Annotated in this window: 16 protein-coding genes; 6 read left to right on the top strand and 10 right to left on the bottom strand. The window is 61.2% G+C overall.

What is annotated here, in order from left to right:
• Positions 1–36: 36 nt before the first annotated feature.
• Both J2X42_RS12480 and J2X42_RS12475 read left to right on the top strand, forming a co-directional pair.
• Positions 37–1,440 carry an MFS transporter gene (locus tag J2X42_RS12480; protein WP_396134074.1) on the top strand — a complete coding sequence of 468 codons (1,404 nt, stop codon included), beginning with the start codon at positions 37–39 and terminating at the stop codon, positions 1,438–1,440.
• A 472-nt stretch (positions 1,441–1,912) separates the two neighbouring features.
• Positions 1,913–3,148, top strand: coding sequence for an ISL3 family transposase (locus J2X42_RS12475; RefSeq protein WP_310165559.1), 1,236 nt, complete (start codon positions 1,913–1,915; stop codon positions 3,146–3,148).
• A 48-nt stretch (positions 3,149–3,196) separates the two neighbouring features.
• On the opposite strand, the gene J2X42_RS12470 is transcribed toward J2X42_RS12475, so the two are convergent.
• The 3 genes from J2X42_RS12470 to J2X42_RS12460 all read right to left on the bottom strand — a co-directional run bounded on the left by J2X42_RS12470 (position 3,197) and on the right by J2X42_RS12460 (position 6,273).
• Complete coding sequence (locus tag J2X42_RS12470) at positions 3,197–4,138, bottom strand: SDR family oxidoreductase (RefSeq protein ID WP_310165557.1); 942 nt, start codon at positions 4,136–4,138, stop codon at positions 3,197–3,199.
• A gap of 425 nt (positions 4,139–4,563) precedes the next feature.
• Positions 4,564–5,070, bottom strand: a complete 507-nt coding sequence (locus tag J2X42_RS12465; protein ID WP_310165555.1) for a flavin reductase family protein — start codon at positions 5,068–5,070, stop codon at positions 4,564–4,566.
• Between the two features lie 12 nt (positions 5,071–5,082).
• A complete protein-coding gene (locus J2X42_RS12460; RefSeq protein WP_310165553.1) occupies positions 5,083–6,273 on the bottom strand; it encodes an acyl-CoA dehydrogenase family protein in 1,191 nt (396 codons plus the stop codon).
• Between the two features lie 470 nt (positions 6,274–6,743).
• Here J2X42_RS12460 and J2X42_RS12455 point away from each other — a divergent pair, with 470 nt between their 5' ends.
• Positions 6,744–9,158, top strand: a complete 2,415-nt coding sequence (locus tag J2X42_RS12455; RefSeq protein WP_310165551.1) for a LuxR C-terminal-related transcriptional regulator — start codon at positions 6,744–6,746, stop codon at positions 9,156–9,158.
• 492 nt (positions 9,159–9,650) lie between these two features.
• Here the strand turns inward: J2X42_RS12455 and J2X42_RS12450 are convergent, their stop codons facing one another.
• Entirely contained in the window at positions 9,651–10,178 is a 528-nt protein-coding gene (locus tag J2X42_RS12450) for a MarR family transcriptional regulator (protein WP_310165549.1), read from the bottom strand.
• Positions 10,179–10,351: 173 nt separating this feature from the next.
• Here J2X42_RS12450 and J2X42_RS12445 point away from each other — a divergent pair, with 173 nt between their 5' ends.
• From J2X42_RS12445 to J2X42_RS12435, 3 genes are all read left to right on the top strand, one after another.
• A complete protein-coding gene (locus J2X42_RS12445) occupies positions 10,352–10,726 on the top strand; it encodes a DoxX family protein (protein ID WP_310165546.1) in 375 nt (124 codons plus the stop codon).
• Between the two features lie 89 nt (positions 10,727–10,815).
• Positions 10,816–11,688 carry a class III extradiol ring-cleavage dioxygenase gene (locus J2X42_RS12440; RefSeq protein ID WP_310165543.1) on the top strand — a complete coding sequence of 291 codons (873 nt, stop codon included), beginning with the start codon at positions 10,816–10,818 and terminating at the stop codon, positions 11,686–11,688.
• 113 nt (positions 11,689–11,801) lie between these two features.
• Positions 11,802–12,377, top strand: a complete 576-nt coding sequence (locus tag J2X42_RS12435; protein WP_310165541.1) for an NAD(P)-binding domain-containing protein — start codon at positions 11,802–11,804, stop codon at positions 12,375–12,377.
• A 290-nt stretch (positions 12,378–12,667) separates the two neighbouring features.
• Here J2X42_RS12435 and J2X42_RS12430 read toward each other — a convergent pair whose 3' ends face one another.
• From J2X42_RS12430 to J2X42_RS12405, 6 genes are all read right to left on the bottom strand, one after another.
• Complete coding sequence (locus tag J2X42_RS12430; RefSeq protein WP_310165538.1) at positions 12,668–12,994, bottom strand: antibiotic biosynthesis monooxygenase; 327 nt, start codon at positions 12,992–12,994, stop codon at positions 12,668–12,670.
• Between the two features lie 142 nt (positions 12,995–13,136).
• A complete protein-coding gene (locus J2X42_RS12425) occupies positions 13,137–14,531 on the bottom strand; it encodes an MFS transporter (RefSeq protein ID WP_310165536.1) in 1,395 nt (464 codons plus the stop codon).
• A gap of 431 nt (positions 14,532–14,962) precedes the next feature.
• A complete protein-coding gene (locus tag J2X42_RS12420) occupies positions 14,963–16,198 on the bottom strand; it encodes an FAD-dependent oxidoreductase (RefSeq protein ID WP_310165534.1) in 1,236 nt (411 codons plus the stop codon).
• 43 nt (positions 16,199–16,241) lie between these two features.
• On the bottom strand, positions 16,242–16,433 hold the full coding sequence (locus J2X42_RS12415) for a 4Fe-4S domain-containing protein (protein ID WP_310165533.1): 192 nt from the start codon (positions 16,431–16,433) through the stop codon (positions 16,242–16,244).
• Between the two features lie 402 nt (positions 16,434–16,835).
• A complete protein-coding gene (locus J2X42_RS12410; RefSeq protein WP_310165531.1) occupies positions 16,836–17,891 on the bottom strand; it encodes a maleylacetate reductase in 1,056 nt (351 codons plus the stop codon).
• Entirely contained in the window at positions 17,888–18,802 is a 915-nt protein-coding gene (locus J2X42_RS12405; protein ID WP_310165530.1) for a dioxygenase, read from the bottom strand. The genes J2X42_RS12410 and J2X42_RS12405 overlap by 4 nt, the downstream gene beginning before the upstream one ends.
• Positions 18,803–18,894 lie beyond the last annotated feature (92 nt).

The following is an 18,894-nucleotide window of genomic DNA, read 5'->3' as shown; positions in this document are numbered from 1 at the left end:
CGGATCCCCGGCATCACCAAGGAGTTTTATGTGAACATCTCGACCACAGATCCCAGCACAAGTTCTGAACAACACAAGATCGACGGCTGGCGTGCGACAAGGTTGATTTTTACCCTGATCGTGGCCACGGTGACCTTTCAGCTGACCGCCAGCATGGTTACGCCGGCACTTCCCCAGATGGCCGCCGCCTTCGGTGAGGGGCCGGCCGGTGCGGCACCCCTTCAATCGATGTTCTTTCTCTCCGCCGCAATTGCTGTGCCCGTCTTCGGACGTTGGGGCGACTTCATCGGTCGCCGTGCCGCCATGCTTGCAGCCCTCGGCACCGTTGTTGCCGGCACCATCCTGTGCATAGTGGCTCCGACGTTGCCCCTGCTTGTTATGGGAAGAATCCTGCAGGGAGCAGGCGGTGCCATGTTCACCCTGGCCTACATCGTCCTCAACGAGAACCTGAACACCAGAGTCTTTGGGGTATCGCTGGGTATTGTGGCAGCGATCAGCGGTGGAGTCGGTGGTCTGGACGGTTTCGCGGGTGGACTCCTGACCGAAGCCTTTGGCTATAAATCAATTTTCGTCGTGGTGCTGGTCGTCGCAGCGATCGCCGCCGTGTGCATCCTAAGGGTTGTCCCTCAGGGTCGGCCCCAAGGCGTGAGCGGCAGGATGGATTGGTGGGGGGCAGGCTCCCTCTCCGTGTTCCTGATATTCCTTACAAATTTCGTTTCTGTGGGTTCTTCCGCAGGCTGGACATCTGCGATCTCACTGGTACTTCTTGTCGGAACAGTGGTCAGTTTCGGGGTCTTCTGGGCTATTGAAAAGAGGCGCAGGCACCCCCTTATCGCCGTGAGCTACCTGCGTTCCCGGCAGTTCTGGCCTGTTGTCGCCACCAGCCTGCTCGCCCTCGCCGGCATGTTCGCCATGCTTAATTTCACCGTGGTGGTTCTTAGCCAAGACCTCCAACATGGCTTCGGACTAAATCCCTCCCTTGCGGCCCTGCTGTTCCTGGCCCCACCAGCTCTGCTAGGCGTTTTCACGGCCCCCCTGGCCGGTTGGATCGCCGACCGCCGCGGGTGGCTTCTAACCCTGCGGCTCGGAGCAGTGTTCAGTCTGGTCTTCGGCATTATCGCAGCGGCTTTCTCCGACAATCTCTATGTGGTTATTTTCGCTGTTGCCGCCCTTGGCATTTCCTACACAGGCTTTCTCTTTACAAGTCTTAACGGACTCTCTGTCGTGTTGTCCCCCAAGGAGGCCCCTGCGGCGCTGCCCGGCCTTACCGGTGCCAGTTTCGGCACTGGTGCCGGTCTCGGCGTCGTGCTAGTACAACCATTCGCCGCTCAGGCGGCTACCCTCGGCTATGCTCCCGCATTGTGGGTTTCCGTTGGCATTACAGCCGCAGCCTGCATAGTCTCCTTCTTGGTGGCAGCACCCCGCGGCGAAAAGTTCTGAGGCATTAGCGCACTAAGGGCAGCCGCGGGGAAGTTGGGTTCCACCACATTGCAGAAGTGACTAACTGGTAGCTCAGGCCACGTTCTTCAATAACAACTTCGGGCCTGATAAGCCTGGGACAAGCTGGGCCGTGTTCCGGCAGGGCAGTGTGGGCCAGATTTCGCGGTGTTGATTCTCAGCCCAGCCGGAATGTCGGCTTCGTGTTTGATGGTGAAACAGGTTCCGTTTCTTGAAAGCTGAAGGGCTCGTAGCCCTGCTGTGATGGATGTTCTCTACGGATTCATCAAGTCAGGAGCTACGAGCCTTGATCGAGCCTACTTCCCCGCGCCCCCGATGCTGCCACCGCGATTTTCAACCTGCCCGACTACCGCGTCACCGATACTGAGGTGTCCTTGCTTTCGGGCAGCGGCGGATCCGTGTCGTAGCCACCGCCGAGGCCGGCTGCCCGTCCTGCGGCGTGATCAGCAGCCGCGTGCATTCCCGCCGGCCACAACGGCTGCGTGACATCCCTGTCGCCGGGCCGGTTGAAGTGGTCTGGGCCAAGCGGAGATTCTTCTGCGATGAGTATCTGTGCCCGCGACAGACATTCACCGACGAAACAAGCCAGGTCCCGCGCCGGGCACGGTCCACCCATCGGCTCCGTGAGGCCCTGGCGGCCGCCGTCATCGGATCCGGGAGGGCAGCCGCCGAGGCCGCCGCTTCTTTCGGCGTCTCGTGGTGGCTCGTGCAGCAGGCCCTGGACTCCGCGGCTCTGACGCTGCCCGATGTCGACGCCCTTGCACCGCGGATGCTCGGCATCGATGAACACCGCTACCGGTCCGTGCGGTTCTTCCGCGACCCGGCCACCAAGGCCTGGAAACGCTACGAACCGTGGATGACCACCATCGTCGATCTGGACACCGAACAAGTCCTGGGGATCGTTGACGGCCGCGACAGTGAGGGCGTCGGCGACTGGCTCTTCGCCCGTCCGCTTCAGTGGCGCCTGGGCGTGCAGGTCGTTGCCATCGACCCATCCGCCGCAGTCCGCAAAGCCTTGCGGATGTGGCTGCCACGCACCGCTGTCTCGGTGGACGCATTTCACCTGTTCAAGCTCGGCAACGACATGCTCACCGAAGTCCGGCAGCGCCTCACCCAGCAGGTTCATGGTCGGCGCGGACGCTCCATCGACCCGGGCTGGGCCAACCGGCGACTGCTCCTGCGCGCCGGGGATACACTCTCGGACCGGGCTCGGAACAGGCTCAGCAACGTGTTCGATACCGAGGACGCCACCGGGAAGTTGCAGGCGGCATGGCTGGTCAAGGAACAGCTCCGGGCCCTGCTGACCACCGGGTCCCTCGCCGACGCGGCCGCCGCGAAAGGCCGGCTTCAGGCACTGGTGTTTCAAGCCGCGCAGCCCGAAACCAACCGGCTCTGGCGGACGGTCTGCCGGTGGTGGAAAGAGATCGAAGTGCTCATTGTCACCGGTGCGACAACCGCGAAGAGCCGGAATGTCGATGCCTTCCGCGTTCAAGTTCATTGTTATTGCGACTGGGAACGGCATGCTCTGAGGTCAATGGATTCGTGTCCGGGGGCACCAGGCAGAAATATCTTAAGTGTTGGATCGGCTCCCCCGTATCGCGACTCCTCAGGACAATTGAGAATTGAGCGAACTCCGCCGAGACTGTATGTACCAGCTTGGTTACGAGCGTGGAGACGGCTTCGCCCCTAATTGCTTGGAGCGAAGCCGTCATTCCGCCCGAGTCTATTATTGATGGGCTTATGAAACCTCTGCTGGGATCTGATCATAGGGAACGGACTTGACGCTCTCCATCACAGACCGGAGGTATTCGGGATTACGCCCTGTTATCAGCTTCACGTGGCCTGAGAGGACAGTCTGGTAACCCTCAGCTATGGCGACTTCGGCAGTAACCAACTCATCGCTTGCCCACATGTGTCCATCGGCGCTTGGCGGCATGCTTGGGTCGTACGTTCTTGGAATACCAATGGAGTCAAAAAAGGTGAGACGCTGATCAGCTGATATTGGTACGTACTTGATGGGAGTGCCATGCACCTCCGAGCCGATGTGCGCGATTTCTTCAAAGGTCAACAGTTCAGGTCCGGTGATCTCATAGACAGCACCAAGATGCTTCGCAGGCTCAAGCAGGACCGTGGCAGCGCTGCGGGCGACGTCGGCTTTAGCCGCCGGCGCCAAGCGCCCTTCGGCTGTTGCCTGTGAGATAAAACCGCTGGCTAAGGCGGGTGCAACCAGGATGTTACTGATGATCTCGGAGTAGAGCGCGTTACGGAGGAATGTGTAGCCTAAGCCGGAAGCCCTGAGGTCCAGTTCACTCTGGTAGTGATCCTTGGCTGAAAGAGCGGGGTTGTTGGGATGTATGCCCCCGACCGATGTGTACACGATGTGGTGGATCCCAGCATGTTTGGCTGCGGCAATTGCGTTTTGCGTTTCGGCTACCCGGCGACCCAGGTTCAGTCCGCTGATGAGGAAGAGGACTTCCCCGCCCGCGTATGCAGCGTTGAGGGAGTCGGGTTCCTGGTAGTCGCCGCGCACCACACGGATGCCGGGTGTTTTGTGTTTGTAGAGCTTTTCTGGTGTGCGCGACACAAGTGTTAATTCGATGTCCGGGTCGGCCGCCAGAAGGATTTCTGTAACTCTGCGGCCAAGATCCCCTGATGCCCCACTGATGATGATACGGCCCAATTCAGGGCCTCCTTTCTGTGTGTTTTTGTTCCCGGCCTCTTTGGCGGGAAAGGTCTTGCGAATGAACTCGGTGTCAGCCGAGCGGTCCCAGAGGTCTTTTCCGTATACGTGTGGGACAGAGGGACCAGCGTTTCGGCCAGACCTCGGGGTCGACAACGCGTCGCTGGGCTGGACCTTGTGGTTCGGCCAGGGGCGTATCCGTTGTTAATACTTAGTGAATGAGCATGGTGGAATTGTTCAGCCATCGATTTGATGTTGCCGCTCTGGGTGATGCTTTCTCCGGCTTCGCGGCTTGTCCGCAATCCAATTGGCACGTTGATTTGGATACCCCGTGCTCCAGCCGATTGGCTTGCTGGCCGTGCTTTTACCTGGCCCGTTTCTCCATTTTCGCGCGGCCGTACCCTTCCCGCGCGCCGTCCATGCCGCTAATCCGCGAGGTTGAGGAAGTTGCCTTGGAGGAAGATCAGGGGTGGGTTAGTGGCGCGTAGTTCAAGGGATTCCACGCGTCCGACGACTTGGTAATGGTCGCCGATGAGATCTATTTTGTAGCGGGTGCATTCAAGGGTGACGATGGCATCGTTCAGTAATGGGGCTCCCCGGTCCGAGGGGGTCCAGTCGACTTCTTCGAAGCGGTCTTCCGAGCGGCGGGAGAATGCCTTGCAGAGCGCCGTTTGGTCCTGGCCGAGGATGTTGACGCCAAAGTGGCTGGCCTCATAAAGGCGGGGCCATGTTTTGGAGGCCTTGTCGACGAAGAAGGCCACCAGAGGGGGTTCCAGCGAGACGGAAGTGAAGGAGCCTACGGTCATGCCGACAGGCCCGGACCTGGTGCCGGCGGTGACGACCGCGACGCTGGTTGGGACATGTCCGAGGACGCGCCGGTAAGTTCGCGCCGGGTCTTCAGCCGGTGCTGGGGGGATTGTGGATGTGGACATTTTGGCCCTGCCTTAGAGGTTGATGGTTGGCTCCAGGCCCATCAGGACCCGGCCGTAGGCTTCTTTGCCGATTTCTGAGGTGACGAAGGCGTGCCGGGCGGCGATTTCGGAGTCGCGCCAGATCTGGTTCAGAACGTTGGCCTCGGCGAACGAGCCGGCACCGTTGGCGGTCATCAGCGCATCGATGGCCTGCCCGATCAGTTCAGCGATGATGCCGGTGTCGTTGCGGATCCGGGCCCGGGTGGCCAGGTCAAGCTGTTGGCCGGCGTCGGCTGCCGTGTCGATGTCCAGGCACATTCGGTTCAACAGCAGTTCTGAGATGTGCAGGTTCGTGGCCGCCTTGGCAACGGCGAGCTGGTGGGTGGGCGAATTCCTGGCCTTGTCGTACATGCTGTAAGCCACCGGTTTGCCGGGCAGTTTTGCCAAGGTGATTTCCAGCGCGTGCCGGGCCAGGCCGATCTGTGGGGCAACCAGGATTGCGGCTGCAACGGCGTTGAAAGCAACGTTGGCCATCCTGTCGTCTTTGAACGGGGTGAGAAAGTTTGAGCTCAGCATGTTGCTGAGGCGTTGTACGCGGTGCTCAGGCACGAAGTGATTCTCGACCACGATCGTATCGCTCCCGGTGCCCTTCATCCCGGCGACGAACCAGGTCGGCTCGATGCTCCACGCCTCGGCCGGGACGAGGGCCAGCGCCATCGGCTCATCACCGTCAAGCAGTACACCAAGCGTTGCCCAATCAGCAGCAAAGGAACCGGAGGAATACGGCCACCTGCCACTGATCAGATAGCCGCCCTCTACCCGCTCACTCTTGCTGCCCGGGCTGAACGTGCCGGCCACCTTCGCCAATGGGTTGCTCCCGAACACATCCTCCTGGGCCTGCCGGGAAAACGTCGAGGCGAAACCGGTCCCGACCATCATGAGCGTTGTGACCCACCCGGTGGAACCATCACCGCGGGAAATTTCCTTCGTTACCTCCACAGCAGTACGCAGCGAAGCACCCATGCCGCCGTATCGCTTAGGAACCAGCATCCGGAAAATTCCTGCACCTTCCAAGGCCGACACCACCTCCGGAGCCACGCGCCTGGCTTCCGACCCCTGCCCGGCGAATTCCCGGATCAACGGCAACAAATCAGTAGCACGAGCCACCAATCCAGCATCCGGAACATTGATATCTGACAATTCGGCGAGCGACGTCGCTGTCATGGTGCCTCTTTCGTAGTGGGATTGTGTTGATGGATGGAGCCCGGGAATCTTGGCGGCGAAACACCATTTTTGGCCTGCCCTCCTTTGAGTGCAGGGCAAGAAGCACAGTAGCCGGGGCTGGTGTCAAGAATGGGTGTACTTGGCGGGGAGATCGCAGATCATCCGCTTGCTTGTGCATCAAGGCAGTCGGGCCAGAGATCCTCCGCGGTCCAGTGATCCGAAACAGCAAAGGAAGCGATGCAGCCTTGGGGTGAATCAGACGAGCGGGCTCGGCGATTGGCCAGACGGGTCCCGCTCGCGCTGGACTGGCAGGTGGTTGTCGCTGCTACTCTGCGCCTCATCGCGCTGGCCTTCCGCTTGCTTCAAAGTATCGTTCTGACTCCACCCAGTCTGGTCTCCTGGACCGGATCTAAAACGGGTCAAATGACCCAACCCGCTACGTGTATTGTTTTCTGCATCACAGGAGGGTTATGAGCACCGAAGCAGCAGTTGTTCGACCCACCGGGGGCCACAACCTGACAAGCTTCATTGGACGACGGCGGGAACTCGCCGAAGCGCGTGAGCTGATGTCACGCTCCCGCCTTCTAACCCTTGCAGGCCCCGGCGGCGTCGGCAAGACCCGCCTCGCCGCGGAGCTGTCCTCCCGGACACGGAAGGCCTTTCGCGACGGTGTGTGGACCGTTGAACTCGCGGCTTTAGATGACAACGCCTTGGTCGGTTCGCAGATCGCCGCCGCCCTCCGACTCCCCGACCAGTCCAACCGCTCTCCAATCGAGAGGATTTCGGACTACGTCGAGGAACGACAGCTGCTCCTGGTCCTCGACAACTGCGAACATCTTCTGGATGCAGTATCAGCGCTGGCAGCCACGCTGTTGGACTTCGCACCAGAATTGCGTGTCATTGCAACGAGCAGGGAACCCTTGGGGATCTTAGGAGAGCAGGTTTACCAGGTACCGCCCCTCAGTGCCCCCGCTGTGTTAGACGGACATGCGGGCGCGATTGAGGCCTTCGAATCTGTTCGGTTGCTAGTGGACCGCGCCAAAAGCGTGGACGCCAGATTTGAAATCACTGACGGCAACCGGCTCGCCGTGGCCCAGCTATGCCAAATGCTCGACGGAATCCCGCTCGCGATCGAACTTGCTGCCGCGCGGCTGCGCTCCGTATCAGTTGTACAGCTTGTCGAACGGTTGGACCGGCGCTTCGATATCCTCACCGGCGGAAACCGGGCAGCAATTCCTCGGCAGAAAACACTGAGGGCGCTCATCGATTGGAGCTATGAACTCTGCACGCAAGACGAGCAGCTTTTGTGGGCCAGGCTTGCAGTCTTTCCGGCCGGCTTCGACGTCAAGGCCGTGGAGGAGGTTTGCGGTTTCGGCCAGATCAACAAACGGGACATTCTCGACCTGTTGGACCATCTCGTCGCGAAGTCCCTGGTAGTTGCCGAAAACGACATTGACGGACCGATTAGTGGTGACCAAGGCAGAAGGTACCGCCAGCTGATGACCTTCCGGGAGTACGGTGCAGAACTGCTTGAAAGCATCGGAGAGTCTCCTGAGTTGCGTCGCCGCCAGCGGGACCACTACCTCGGCGAGGCGTCCCAAACGGTAGCGCTCTGGTGTGGACCGGAACAAGCAAACCGTCTCGCCGCTGCGCGGCGCGATCACACGAATATCCTCTCAGCGCTGGAATGGTCAGCAACCACGCCAGGAGAGGAACTAGCAGGGATGAATCTTGCGGCTCTACTCAGGTACCACTGGATCGCCGGCGGCAACCTCAGCGATGGCCGCCGATGGCTCGACCGAATGCTTGGCCTGGACATGCACCGCACACCAGAACGTGGGACCGCACTGTGGGTAGCCGCCTGGGTATCCCTGCTTCAGGGCGACCGTGAACCGGCGCAACAATATCTTACGGAGTGCCGCAGCATCGCCGACGATCTGGACGATCAGGTGTTGGCTGGTCATGTTGACCATTGGGAAGCCCTCAGCGAAGTCTTCAAAGGCCGACTTGAGCACGCTATTGAACTCTTTGGTAGGGCTGCGGCTGTCCATCGCCGGGACGAGAACCTCGCATCCGAACTTACTGCGCTTTTCCTTCTGGCCTGGACGCAAATGTACGCAGGCCAGATGGAGGAGGCCCTCGCAACGTGCCGGCAGGTCCTGGCTGAAAGCGGCAAACAAGGTGAGCGCTGGAGCCAAGCTTACGGGCACGCTGTCATGGGACTTTGCCAGTGGCACTTGGGCCAACTCGATGAAGCCCGCCAATCCCAGATCGCCGCGCTGGAAATTCAACGCGACTTCCATGATGGGCTCTGCGTTGCACTAACCATCGAGCAGATGTCATGGACCGCCGCCTCGAACGGGCGCTATGAATCCGCAGCGATTCTTTTTCAGGCAGCACAGTCGGTATGGAAAGGAATTGGCACCACGATTTCTGCATTTGGTCCCCTTGAAACTGACTTCGAGCAGACTGCGGCCCAATTACGGAACGAACTCGGGGACGCCCGGTACCTGTCAATCATCGACGGCCGGCCCGCACTATCAATAGATCAGGCCGTGGAACTCGCGTTGAAGTCGGCGCACGCCGCATATGTTTCACCGCGGACAGCAACCCCCGCGGGTCACAAAAATTCTGCAGCCCACCGCACAGCCAAATCGGTGCTTGTGGATCCTTACACCCAGTACGGCGGCCCGCGCCTTACCGAACGGGAAGCGCAGGTTGCGGCCCTCGTTGCCCAAGGGCGGAGCAATAAGGAAATCGCCGCCGAGCTAGTGCTCTCGCACAGGACGATCGGTCGACACATCGAGCGGATACTGGCCAAATTGGGCTTCACCTCACGCACCCAAATCGCGTCCTGGGTTGCCAGCCGGACCAAGGCGGGGTGAATAACCTGCCCAGGTTGACACCCACGCCCGACCGTTGCAGTCCTCAGGTCAGCTAAGCACTTTCCTCGATGTGCGATCCCAGCTATGGGTGCGCCGCCAGGTACACAGACGCCCCAAACGGGTGAAAGTGGGACGAGGGCGGATATGGGCTGTTCGGCGGGCGGTGATCCCAGCGCCAACCATGCTTGCATCAGGTCGACCTTGTGCGCTGCCTTCGTGCCAGCGGACGAAAGACTATTTGGCCAAACGCGCGTGGAGGGCAAGAGCGTAAGGGAAGTCATACGATCCCTAAAACGCTTCGCAGCCCGGACATTCTCCGCCAGATCACCGACCCTCAAGCAGCACCTAACAGCAGGGATCTGCCCCCAGAGGCGGAATGCCTTGGGTTGCACCACGGCAACCGGGACCATAATCGACGGTGGCGTTAATGGGCACAAGGCCTTCATTCTCCGGCGGAACGGCCGTCCACTGTGTACCCAGCAGCCGTAATTGCTAGCGGAAGCCTCGGTCTTCCGGGTCGATGGTGTACATGATGCGGCGGCTGATCTCGTGGAGGCGCTTTTGTTGGGCCTTCGTAAGGGGGTCGAAGACGAGCCGCCGGACTTCTTCAACATGCCCGGGTGCTGTTTGAACGACTTTGTCCCAGCCCCGTTCGGTGAGAGTGGCAAGGGTGGAACGCCCGTCTCCAGGGTCAGCGGCACGGGTAATCCACCCGCGTTTTTCCAGCCTCCCCACGACCTGCGACAAGCGGGGCAGACCTGATTCGGCCATGGCCGCGAGGTGGCTCATCCGCAACCTGCGCTCCGGCGCCTCGGACAGTGCGGCCATTACCGTGTATTCGAAGTGGCTAAGACAGGCGTCGCGCCGCAGCTGGTTATCAAGGGCAACGGGCATGCGGAACAGCACACTGGCGAAGGCCAGCCACATCGCCCGCTCTTCCTCGCTCAGCCACCGGGCCTCGTCCTGGGGAGCCTCTCCCGTGTTGGGGCCCGTTACTTCGTGAGTGACTGTGGTGTCCATGGTCACCAGCATACCAGCCCAGTAAGTTAAGACATTAAGTAAAACCTGCCCCAACTTGCTTGCATCTTGAAGTTATCAGGGCTACGGTTTAGTTCAAGATTGAAGCGAGTCCGGCAACCGGGCCCGCCGCAGACCACACAACAGCACCCGCCCTCAGTAAAGGAACACCCGCCATGAACATCACCCTTTGGATCATCGCCTCCCTCCTCGCGCTTGCCTTCCTCGCCGCCGGGGCCATGAAGCTGGCCCAGCAGCAGGAGAAGCTTTCCGCGTCCGGCATGGGCTGGACCGAAGACGTCACCCCCGGTGCGATCAAGGCCATTGGCCTGGCCGAAGTCCTCGGCGCCCTGGGCCTAATTCTTCCGGCCGTCACCGGGATTGCGACCTTTCTGGTCCCCGTGGCCGCCACGGGCCTGGCCATTGTGATGGTCGGCGCGGTCATCACCCACCTCAAGCGGGGCGAAAAGCAGATGGCAGTAATCAACGTCGTCCTGGCCGCCCTGGCCCTGATCGTGGCCGCCGGACGCTACGGCATCTGGGCCTTCTAAGCCCCACCAACAGCAACCGGCCAACCCCCACCGACCGGCACTACCGGTTACCCCCTGGCAGCGGAACCTTGAAAGGGAGATCCCCCGTCATGACCAGCACCACCGACCCGTTCAACCCAGCCGTCCCTGCCGGGGCCTACGACGACCTCTACGCCCGTGCCCTTCCCCTGGCCAGGGCACAGAAAACGTGGCAGCCCGAGGACGGCCCGCTGCCGGCACTATTCGTCAGCCACGGCGCCCCGCCCACGCTGGATGACCCGGAATGGCTCAACGACCTCTTCACCTGGTCCCAGACCATGCCCAAACCCCGGGCCATCGTGGTCGTCTCCGCGCACTGGGAAAACGCTCCGCTGGCAATTGCCGGCATCACCGCCGGCACACCCCTGTACTACGACTTCGGTGGATTCCACCCCCGCTACTACACCCTCAAGTACCCAACCCCTGACGCGACCGCCCTGGCCAACCGGATCGCCGGGACCCTGTCCGACACGACGACCATTCATCACTACGCCAACCGGGGCCTGGACCACGGCGCGTTTATTCCGCTGATGGCCATGTACCCTGCAGCGGACGTCCCAGTCGTGCAGCTGAGTATGCCAAGCCTGAACCCTGAAGCGCTGTTGAAGCTCGGCCAGCGCCTCAAGCAGCTCCGTGACGAAGGCGTGCTGATCATCGGGTCCGGGTTCATGACCCACAGCTTCGCCGTCTACCGCCAACCCCAGCTTGTTGGGCATACCAAAGCCTTCGACGAATGGGCCCTGAACGCCGTGACCGCCGGTGACATCGACGCGCTCACGGACTACCAGGCCAAAGGCCCCGGCGCGGCCGTTGCCCACCCCACCGCGGACCACTTCGTCCCCCTGCTGCTGACCCTGGGGGCAGCCAATGACCCCACCACGGCCGTCACCGCGATCGACCGGATGCGGTTCGGCAACTCCATCCGCTCCCTCCAAATCGCCTAACCCACCATCCCTCCACCACGAGGGGCAGCGCAGACCGGGCGGCGGATACCAACACCTACCAACCACAAACCCCAAGTGCACTAAACCGGTGCACATCAATGAAGGAGACAGTTATGACCAGGATCAGCATCCTTGGAACCGGGACCATGGGCACTGCCATCGCCGGCATCGCCGAAAAAGGCGGCAACACCGTCCAGCTCCTCGGCAGCAAGGACACCGACCAGATCGTCACGGGCGACATCGTCGTCCTCGCCGTGCCATACCCGGCCATCAAGGAAGTCCTCGCCCAGCGCGCCGACCAGCTCACCGGCCGCGTCGTCGCGGACATCACCAACCCGGTGAACTTCGAAACCTTCGACTCCCTCACCGTCCCGGCGGATTCCTCCGCAGCCGCCGAAATCGCCGCTGCCCTGCCGGACTCCAAGGTCCTGAAAGCCTTCAACACGACCTTGGGCCCGACCCTCGCCGCCGGTGTTATTGGCGGCCGGCCCACCACCGCGCTGATCGCAGGCGACGACACCGACGCCAAGACCCAGCTCGCAGGCATAATTACCGCTGGCGGCCTGCAGGCCGTAGACGCCGGAACCCTGCGCCGCGCCCGCGAACTCGAAGCACTCGGTTTCCTCCAGATCACCCTCGCCGCCACCGAAAAGGTCGGCTGGACCGGAGGCTTCGCCGTCGTCAGCTAACATTCGCTCCCCTCATCCCGAATAGGGAAAACGCCGGCCCTCCACGCAGGAGCCGGCGTTCCACCTTCCCACCCTAAAGCCGTGCTCGAGGCGTGCTCAGCGCGGCTGCGGGGACCAGTCGCACCTCGGGATGTGATCAATAGTTCACCGCGAGATACCGGCAAATCCTCCCACCGCTCTCGCGGGTTGCTGCCACTCCCTTGAAGGACGAGCCATACCTGGCGAGGAAGTCATTTGACAATAGGAGCATCGGCTGAATGGGGCGTGGCCGATTCAGCTAGATCGGTTCATCATGGCCCGTCCAGGGATTCGACTGGCGTGACCGTAACCTCCTGACCGCTGTAATGGATGACGTTCGGTGGAGCTGCGCAGTGAGCCATCAGCACTCCGCCTAGTTCGTCGGCTTGAAGAGTGCCAGGAAAAGTGTCTGTATGGTCTTCAATTCTTTCCCAACCCACGCGAAGCAAATAGGCAGCTGGAGTATCGACACTTACCAACAACTCAACGGAAAGGCATCCTTCTGCCTCCAGCAGCAAATGCCTGACAGCTGCAAAGTCGATGAGGAACTCTGTTTCGGTTTCTGGATTTATCCGGAGATCAGCGTGTTCGTAGATCATCAAGGTTCCCTCATCAACTCAAGCATCTGCCAGCAGGTGTGTGAGTATCCGGCCCGCATTTCAAGGCCCCATTTTCCCGAGCTCGACGCAACGACCGCCCTCGCCGCCACACTTCCCTGACCGGGTCCCGGAAGTGGGGTCTTCAGCCATTTGAATTGTTGGCAGCGCGCCCCGGTGTAGTTTCAGCGGCGACGCTCTGTCGTGACGACCCAGCGGTTACCGCGGCCTTGGCCCCTTCTTGAGCCTTGTCCTTGTAGCCCCGAGCAGGCGCGAAGAGTGCGAGGAGACTGATCAGTCCGATAGCCATGACCAAGGCCGACACATACACCGGGTCATTTCCACCCCGGGCTGCCAGCAGGGCGGTGGCAGCGAGAGGGACGAGACCGCCACCCAGAGTCGAGGACAACTGGTAGGCCAAGGAGGCGCCGGTGTAGCGGGATTCAGCGCCGAACATTTCAGAGATGTATGCGGCGGTGGGCCCGTAAACCATAGCTTGGAGCACGGGGTTGCCAATCAGGAATGCCAGGAAGAGCAGCAGAAGGTTATCTGAGGCGACCATCACCCAGATGGGGTGAATCATGAGGGTCATGCCGATCACGCCCGCCGCCATGACCTTTCGACGGCCGATCCTGTCAGAGAGGGCTGCGAACATCGGGATCGTGAATACATGGATCACCTGGGTCGCGAGGCTGATCCATAGGACTTCGGAGCGGCTGTGGCCTGAAGCGATGGCGTACGGCACGGCAAAGGTAGCGAGCAGGGACTGCACGGCAAAGGCCATGATTGTTGCCAGGCAAGCGATGACCACGGCGCGCGGATACTTGGTGACCACCTCGAGGATCGGGTTTCGTCGGCGCACCTGAGACGAGGCTGCCTGGCGCTGAGCTTCGAGGAAAACCGGTGACTCGGCGACCTTGAGGCGAACGAACAGCCCGATGGCGACAAGGGCTGCGCTGAGGAGGAACGGCACCCGCCAGCCCCAGCTCATGAACGCTTCGTCGGGCATCATGCTGCACAGGCTGAACACGGCTGTTGCCAGGGCGGCCCCCGCGGGGCCGCCCATGTTGGCGAAACTGGCCGAAAAGCCTCGGCGTTCCCGCGTTGAATGCTCCATAGCCATCAGTGCTGCTCCGCCCCACTCTCCACCGACGGCTATACCCTGGATCACGCGCAGGACGATCAGCAGCAGGGGTGCCAGCTGACCTATTGCCGCCTGGGTCGGGATCAGCCCGATGCAGAAGCTCGCACCACCCATCATGAGCATCGTCAGGACGAGCATCTTTTTTCGTCCGACGCGGTCTCCGAGGGGGCCGAAGATCAGCCCGCCCAGCGGCCTGGCCAGATATCCAACGGCCAACGTCGCGAAGGATGCAATCATCCCCATTGCCGGAGACAGGTTTGCGAAGTAGAGAGGGGCGAACACCACGCTGGCGGCCAGGCCGTAGAGCAGGAAATCGTAGAATTCGATCGCGCTTCCCATAAAACTTGAGAAGAGTACCGATTTCATTCGGCCGCTGGTGGGCGTGTTGACTGACATTAAGACTCCTGAATTTGATGTCGCTGCATCGCAGGACTGATGCGATGCCTTATTGATCTCGAACTTTTGTTGAAAAAACTTATGGACCGCTTCGATATCCGCTCTTCAGCCACTCACCGACGCGATTGGATGGCATTGGATGAGGCAGTTGTGCCTGCAGGTTCCAGAAGGAGAATCCTTTGAAGGCCCGGGCGAGGTCGCTGTGACAGATATCGCTCGACGCTCATCTGGCCTTGTCCCCGCTAAGCTGCGCACGTGCGCGCGGGTGTTCTCGAGTCAGTAGGCCATGAGTAGGATTTGGTCCCGGTTGTAGTCCAATCCTGGATGTGCTTCGCTCAGGTGTGTACGTACCGAGCTGATGAGCTCGTCATCATCGGCGCCTTCCAGCAGGGAGCCGCACGGGCAGGAAACATAGCGGCGTCTTTGGACAGTCACGGTACTGCCACCTCTCGGGCCGCGAAGTCGAATCCTGAAGCGATTCCGAGGGCGACGTCCCATGCGAGGGGTTGGCGGAGCTTCGCACGCAATTGCACAAACTCCTGGCGCCGTTCGAAAGCCAGGACACCGGTGACGAGATCACCCTTGCGGAAGAGAAATAGCTCGCCGCCCTCGTTCCGGTTGGATACCACTTGCTCGTCTCCCAACCGATGACCGGCCCACTGCACTCTTTGACCGTGCTGATCCGACCAGAAGAAGGGCACGTTTACGAACGGAACGAGCGGCTCATCTTTGAGGTACTTCACGGCATTCAGCCCAGCTCCGCGCCCCTGCTCCGCTGCGGTGGTCCAGTGCTCGATGCGCATTGTGGCGTTGAATCGGGCGTTGGGCCAGCAGACGGCGTCGCCTGCAGCGAATACACCGTCAACGGTATGGAGATACTCGTCGGCAGTGATGCCGTTATCCAGCGGGATTCCCGAGGAATCCAGCCAGGAAACGGCTGGCCGCACCCCGACTCCCACGACAATCACATCGGCTGCGACCTCGCGGCCATCGCTGAGCTGCAAGAACCGGCTGCCTTCCCGTTCGATCGTCCCAGTCGCTCCCACGCCGAAAAACGTTGCGACTCCCTTGTATCGGTGAAGCTCTTCGTAAACACCGGAGACTTCTTCACCGAAACGGATCAAGGGGTGCACAGACAAGTCGATGAGGGAGACTTCGCGGCCGTCGCTGATCAACGTCGAGGCAAATTCGCCACCGATAAAGCCGGCGCCGACGATGGCCACGGAGCGCTGACGATCTTCGACGGCTTGGCGCAGCGCCACCGAATCGTCGAACCGGCGCAACACGTACACGTCCTGCTGGTCCCGGAACATGGGGGGCACTATCGGTTCGCAACCAGTCGTGATGATAGCGGCCCGGTACCTGACCTGGCCGGTATCAGTGGTGATGACCCGGCGCGCCGGATCGATGGCCGTGGCACGTTCTCCTAGGCGGTAATGGACGCCCTTCTCCCGCAGTTCACGGGCGACAGGGTAGACGAGCGACTCGATATCGACGTGATCCTTCAAGGGAATCTTTGACAACGGCGGCAGCTCATAGGGCAGGTGCGCCTCATCACTGATGATGGTGACGTCCAGTTCCGGGGCCTGCCGAACAACGGTTTCGGCAGCACGCAGTGCTGCCGTGGAACCACCTATGATGACAACGTCCGTAGCGGTCTGGGGCATAGCCGTACTTCCTAACTGGATTCTGAGAATTGAGAGTGGGTGTTCATGACCGCGAGATTGCCCCCATCAGGCAGCAGAGGATGACTTCTTCGAGATCATCCCCGCGCTCCTCCTCGACCTCGGAACGCAGCTGTTCGAGCGTGCCGACCTCGTCGATCCGGAACACCTCGGGCATCAAGGCAGCGCAGGTGCCATTGGCATCGCAACGTTGGAGGTCCACGTTGACTTTGATCATGGAAGCGCGCCTTCCTTCAGGATTATCAGGCCGCGGCAGCCCCTATTGAGAAGGAATGCGACGACCATGTCGGTGCCTCCCCTCCACCTTGCGACCGTATGAGACATTTCACAAATACCAATAATGGGCACTACCCATCTATTTGATATATGCCTCGTCGCGCCGGAGTTCCCACGGCAGGGGCTACTCACGTGGAGCAACGCCGGGTAAGTCCCGTCGCCCGGAGGCTGCAACCGACATCCTCGTGAGATGAGCTGCTTGTCCGGTTCCTGAGCACGTGTCAAGGCCAACCTGGGTTTCAGAGCGAGATGGCAAGCGGGACCTTTCCGGGCGGCTCTGCTGGCGAGGTCCGAGGACCCCCCGGCTTGCCCTGTCCCGTCCAGACAGCTCTCGGACCGGTTGTTAGACGGTTTCGCCGTTGAGCGCGGCCGTGAGGAGGGCACGAATGCCGTCACCGGTGACCGGGCGCGGGTTGGCGTAGGGGTTGCGGGTGGCCTGTTCCACGACCGTTTCGACGTCGTTGTCGGTGAGCCCGAGTTCGCGCAGGGATGCTGGCGCTCCGAGGCCAAGACTTAGCTGGCGAAGGTAACTGGCGGGTTCCTGCGCTCCTGTGGCTCGTCGCAGGGCGGCGATGGCGTCAGGCACGTGTGCGGAGTTGTACGCCAGTGCGTAAGGCAGAACGACCGTATGGGTTTCGGCGTGCGGCAGGTTGAAGGTTCCGCCGAGAGTATGGCAGAGCTTGTGGTGGAGGGACATGGTTGTGGCTCCCAAGGTGGCTCCGCAGAGCCAGGCCCCGTACAGGGCGTCCGAGCGGGCCTCAATGTCGGCCGGGTTCTCTGCGATCTTCGGCAGCGCGTCGACCAGGGCGCGGATGCCTTCCTCTGCCATAAGGGAAATGATCGGGGATCCGTCGGGAGCATATAGCGCCTCGACGGCGTGGGCGATGGCGTTGAAGCCGCTGGTGACGGACATGCCCACGGGCAGCGTCAGAGTCAGTTCGGGGTCGTAGATGACGCTTGTGGGCAGCACCTTGGGATCGCGGCCTGTCTTTTTCTCTCCCTCGGCGGTGAGGCCCCAGATGGGAGTCATTTCGGAACCGGCGTAGGTGGTGGGTACCGCGATGATGGGGGCCCCGAATTCCAGTGCGATGGCCTTGCCCAGTCCGGTGGTGGAGCCGCCGCCCACAGCGACGTACCCATCAGCCCCGGCGGCCTTGGCGACCTCGCGTGCGCGGTGGGCAGATTCGACCGGAACGTGCATCTCGGCTTCGGGGTGCACCCCGGCGCTGAGCTCCCCGAGCTGTTCTGAGACTTCCCGGGCCAGGTCCTCCTGGAAGGAGGTGGAAAGGACCAGTACACGCTGCAGGCCGAGGCTGCGGACTTCGTCGGGCAGTGACTTGAGCGAGCCGGATCCGAAGGTGACGCGCATCGGCAGGGCCTGGTACTGGAAGTCCTTCATCGGACGACCTCCTTAACGGTCTCATTGGTATCTTCGTGGGGAGGGGCTTCGGGGTGCAGGACGATTTCGATGACGCCTTCGACGAAGGGCGCGGCCACTCCAAGGGCCGCGGCCGCTTCGGGATCCGCGTTGGTGCTGAAGGGCTTGATGAGGCTTTCCTTTACCGCGAACACTGCATCGGAGTCGATGTATTCGCTGCCGCCGACGAAGATGTGGGTGGTCAATGTCTTGTAGTCGGTTGCCGCTACGATGAAGTGGATATGGGCAGGGCGGTAGGGGTGCCTGACGGTGGCGTGCAAAAGGTCGCCCACGGGTCCGTCGGTTGGGATCGGGTAGTAGCTGGGGATGACGCTGCGGAAGTAGAACTCGCCGTGCTCGTCGGCCGTGAACAGGCCGCGCCCGTTGCCGATGGTTTGGATGCCGGGCTGTTGGACGTCGTAGAAGCCTTTGGTGTTGGCCTGCCAGACATCGATCCTGGCCCCGGGCACCGGTTCCCCGGTCACTGAAGTGATGCGTCCTCGGACGACGCAGACGTCGCCTTCGCTCTCGGCAGAGATGTTCTCGCCTAGAACCCGTTCCGGTGACTGAACCATGTGAAAGGGGCCGAGAACTGTTGAATCCGTTGCGTCCGGGGTTTCTTCGTCGTTGATCGTTTCCACCAGCATCGAGACTCCGAGCACATCGGAGAGCAGGATGAATTCCTGCCTTACGTCGTCGCATTTCTGCCCGGTGGCAGTGAGGAAGTCAATGGCTGCTTCCCACTCCTGTATGCTCGGGGCCACGTCGCGGACGAACTCGTGAAGGTGGTGTGTGAGGCTTTCCAGCACGGCTTTCAGCCGTTGATCGGGCGTTTTTTTGAAGCTGCCGATGACAGCGGCAGTGAGCGATTCAGGGCCCAGGTCTGTGGTCATGATGGACGTTTCCTTAGGTCGGCTTTTGTAGGTGCGTCAGGATCCGGGGGCCGAATACCGGAGCTGGGAAAGGCCGAGGGCCCCAGCTTCCC

This window comes from Arthrobacter sp. BE255, from assembly GCF_031457335.1.
Taxonomy (GTDB): Bacteria; Actinomycetota; Actinomycetes; order Actinomycetales; family Micrococcaceae; genus Arthrobacter.
The sequence above is the reverse complement of the archived record's forward strand: the minus strand, read 5'-3'. Positions and strand labels throughout refer to the sequence as shown.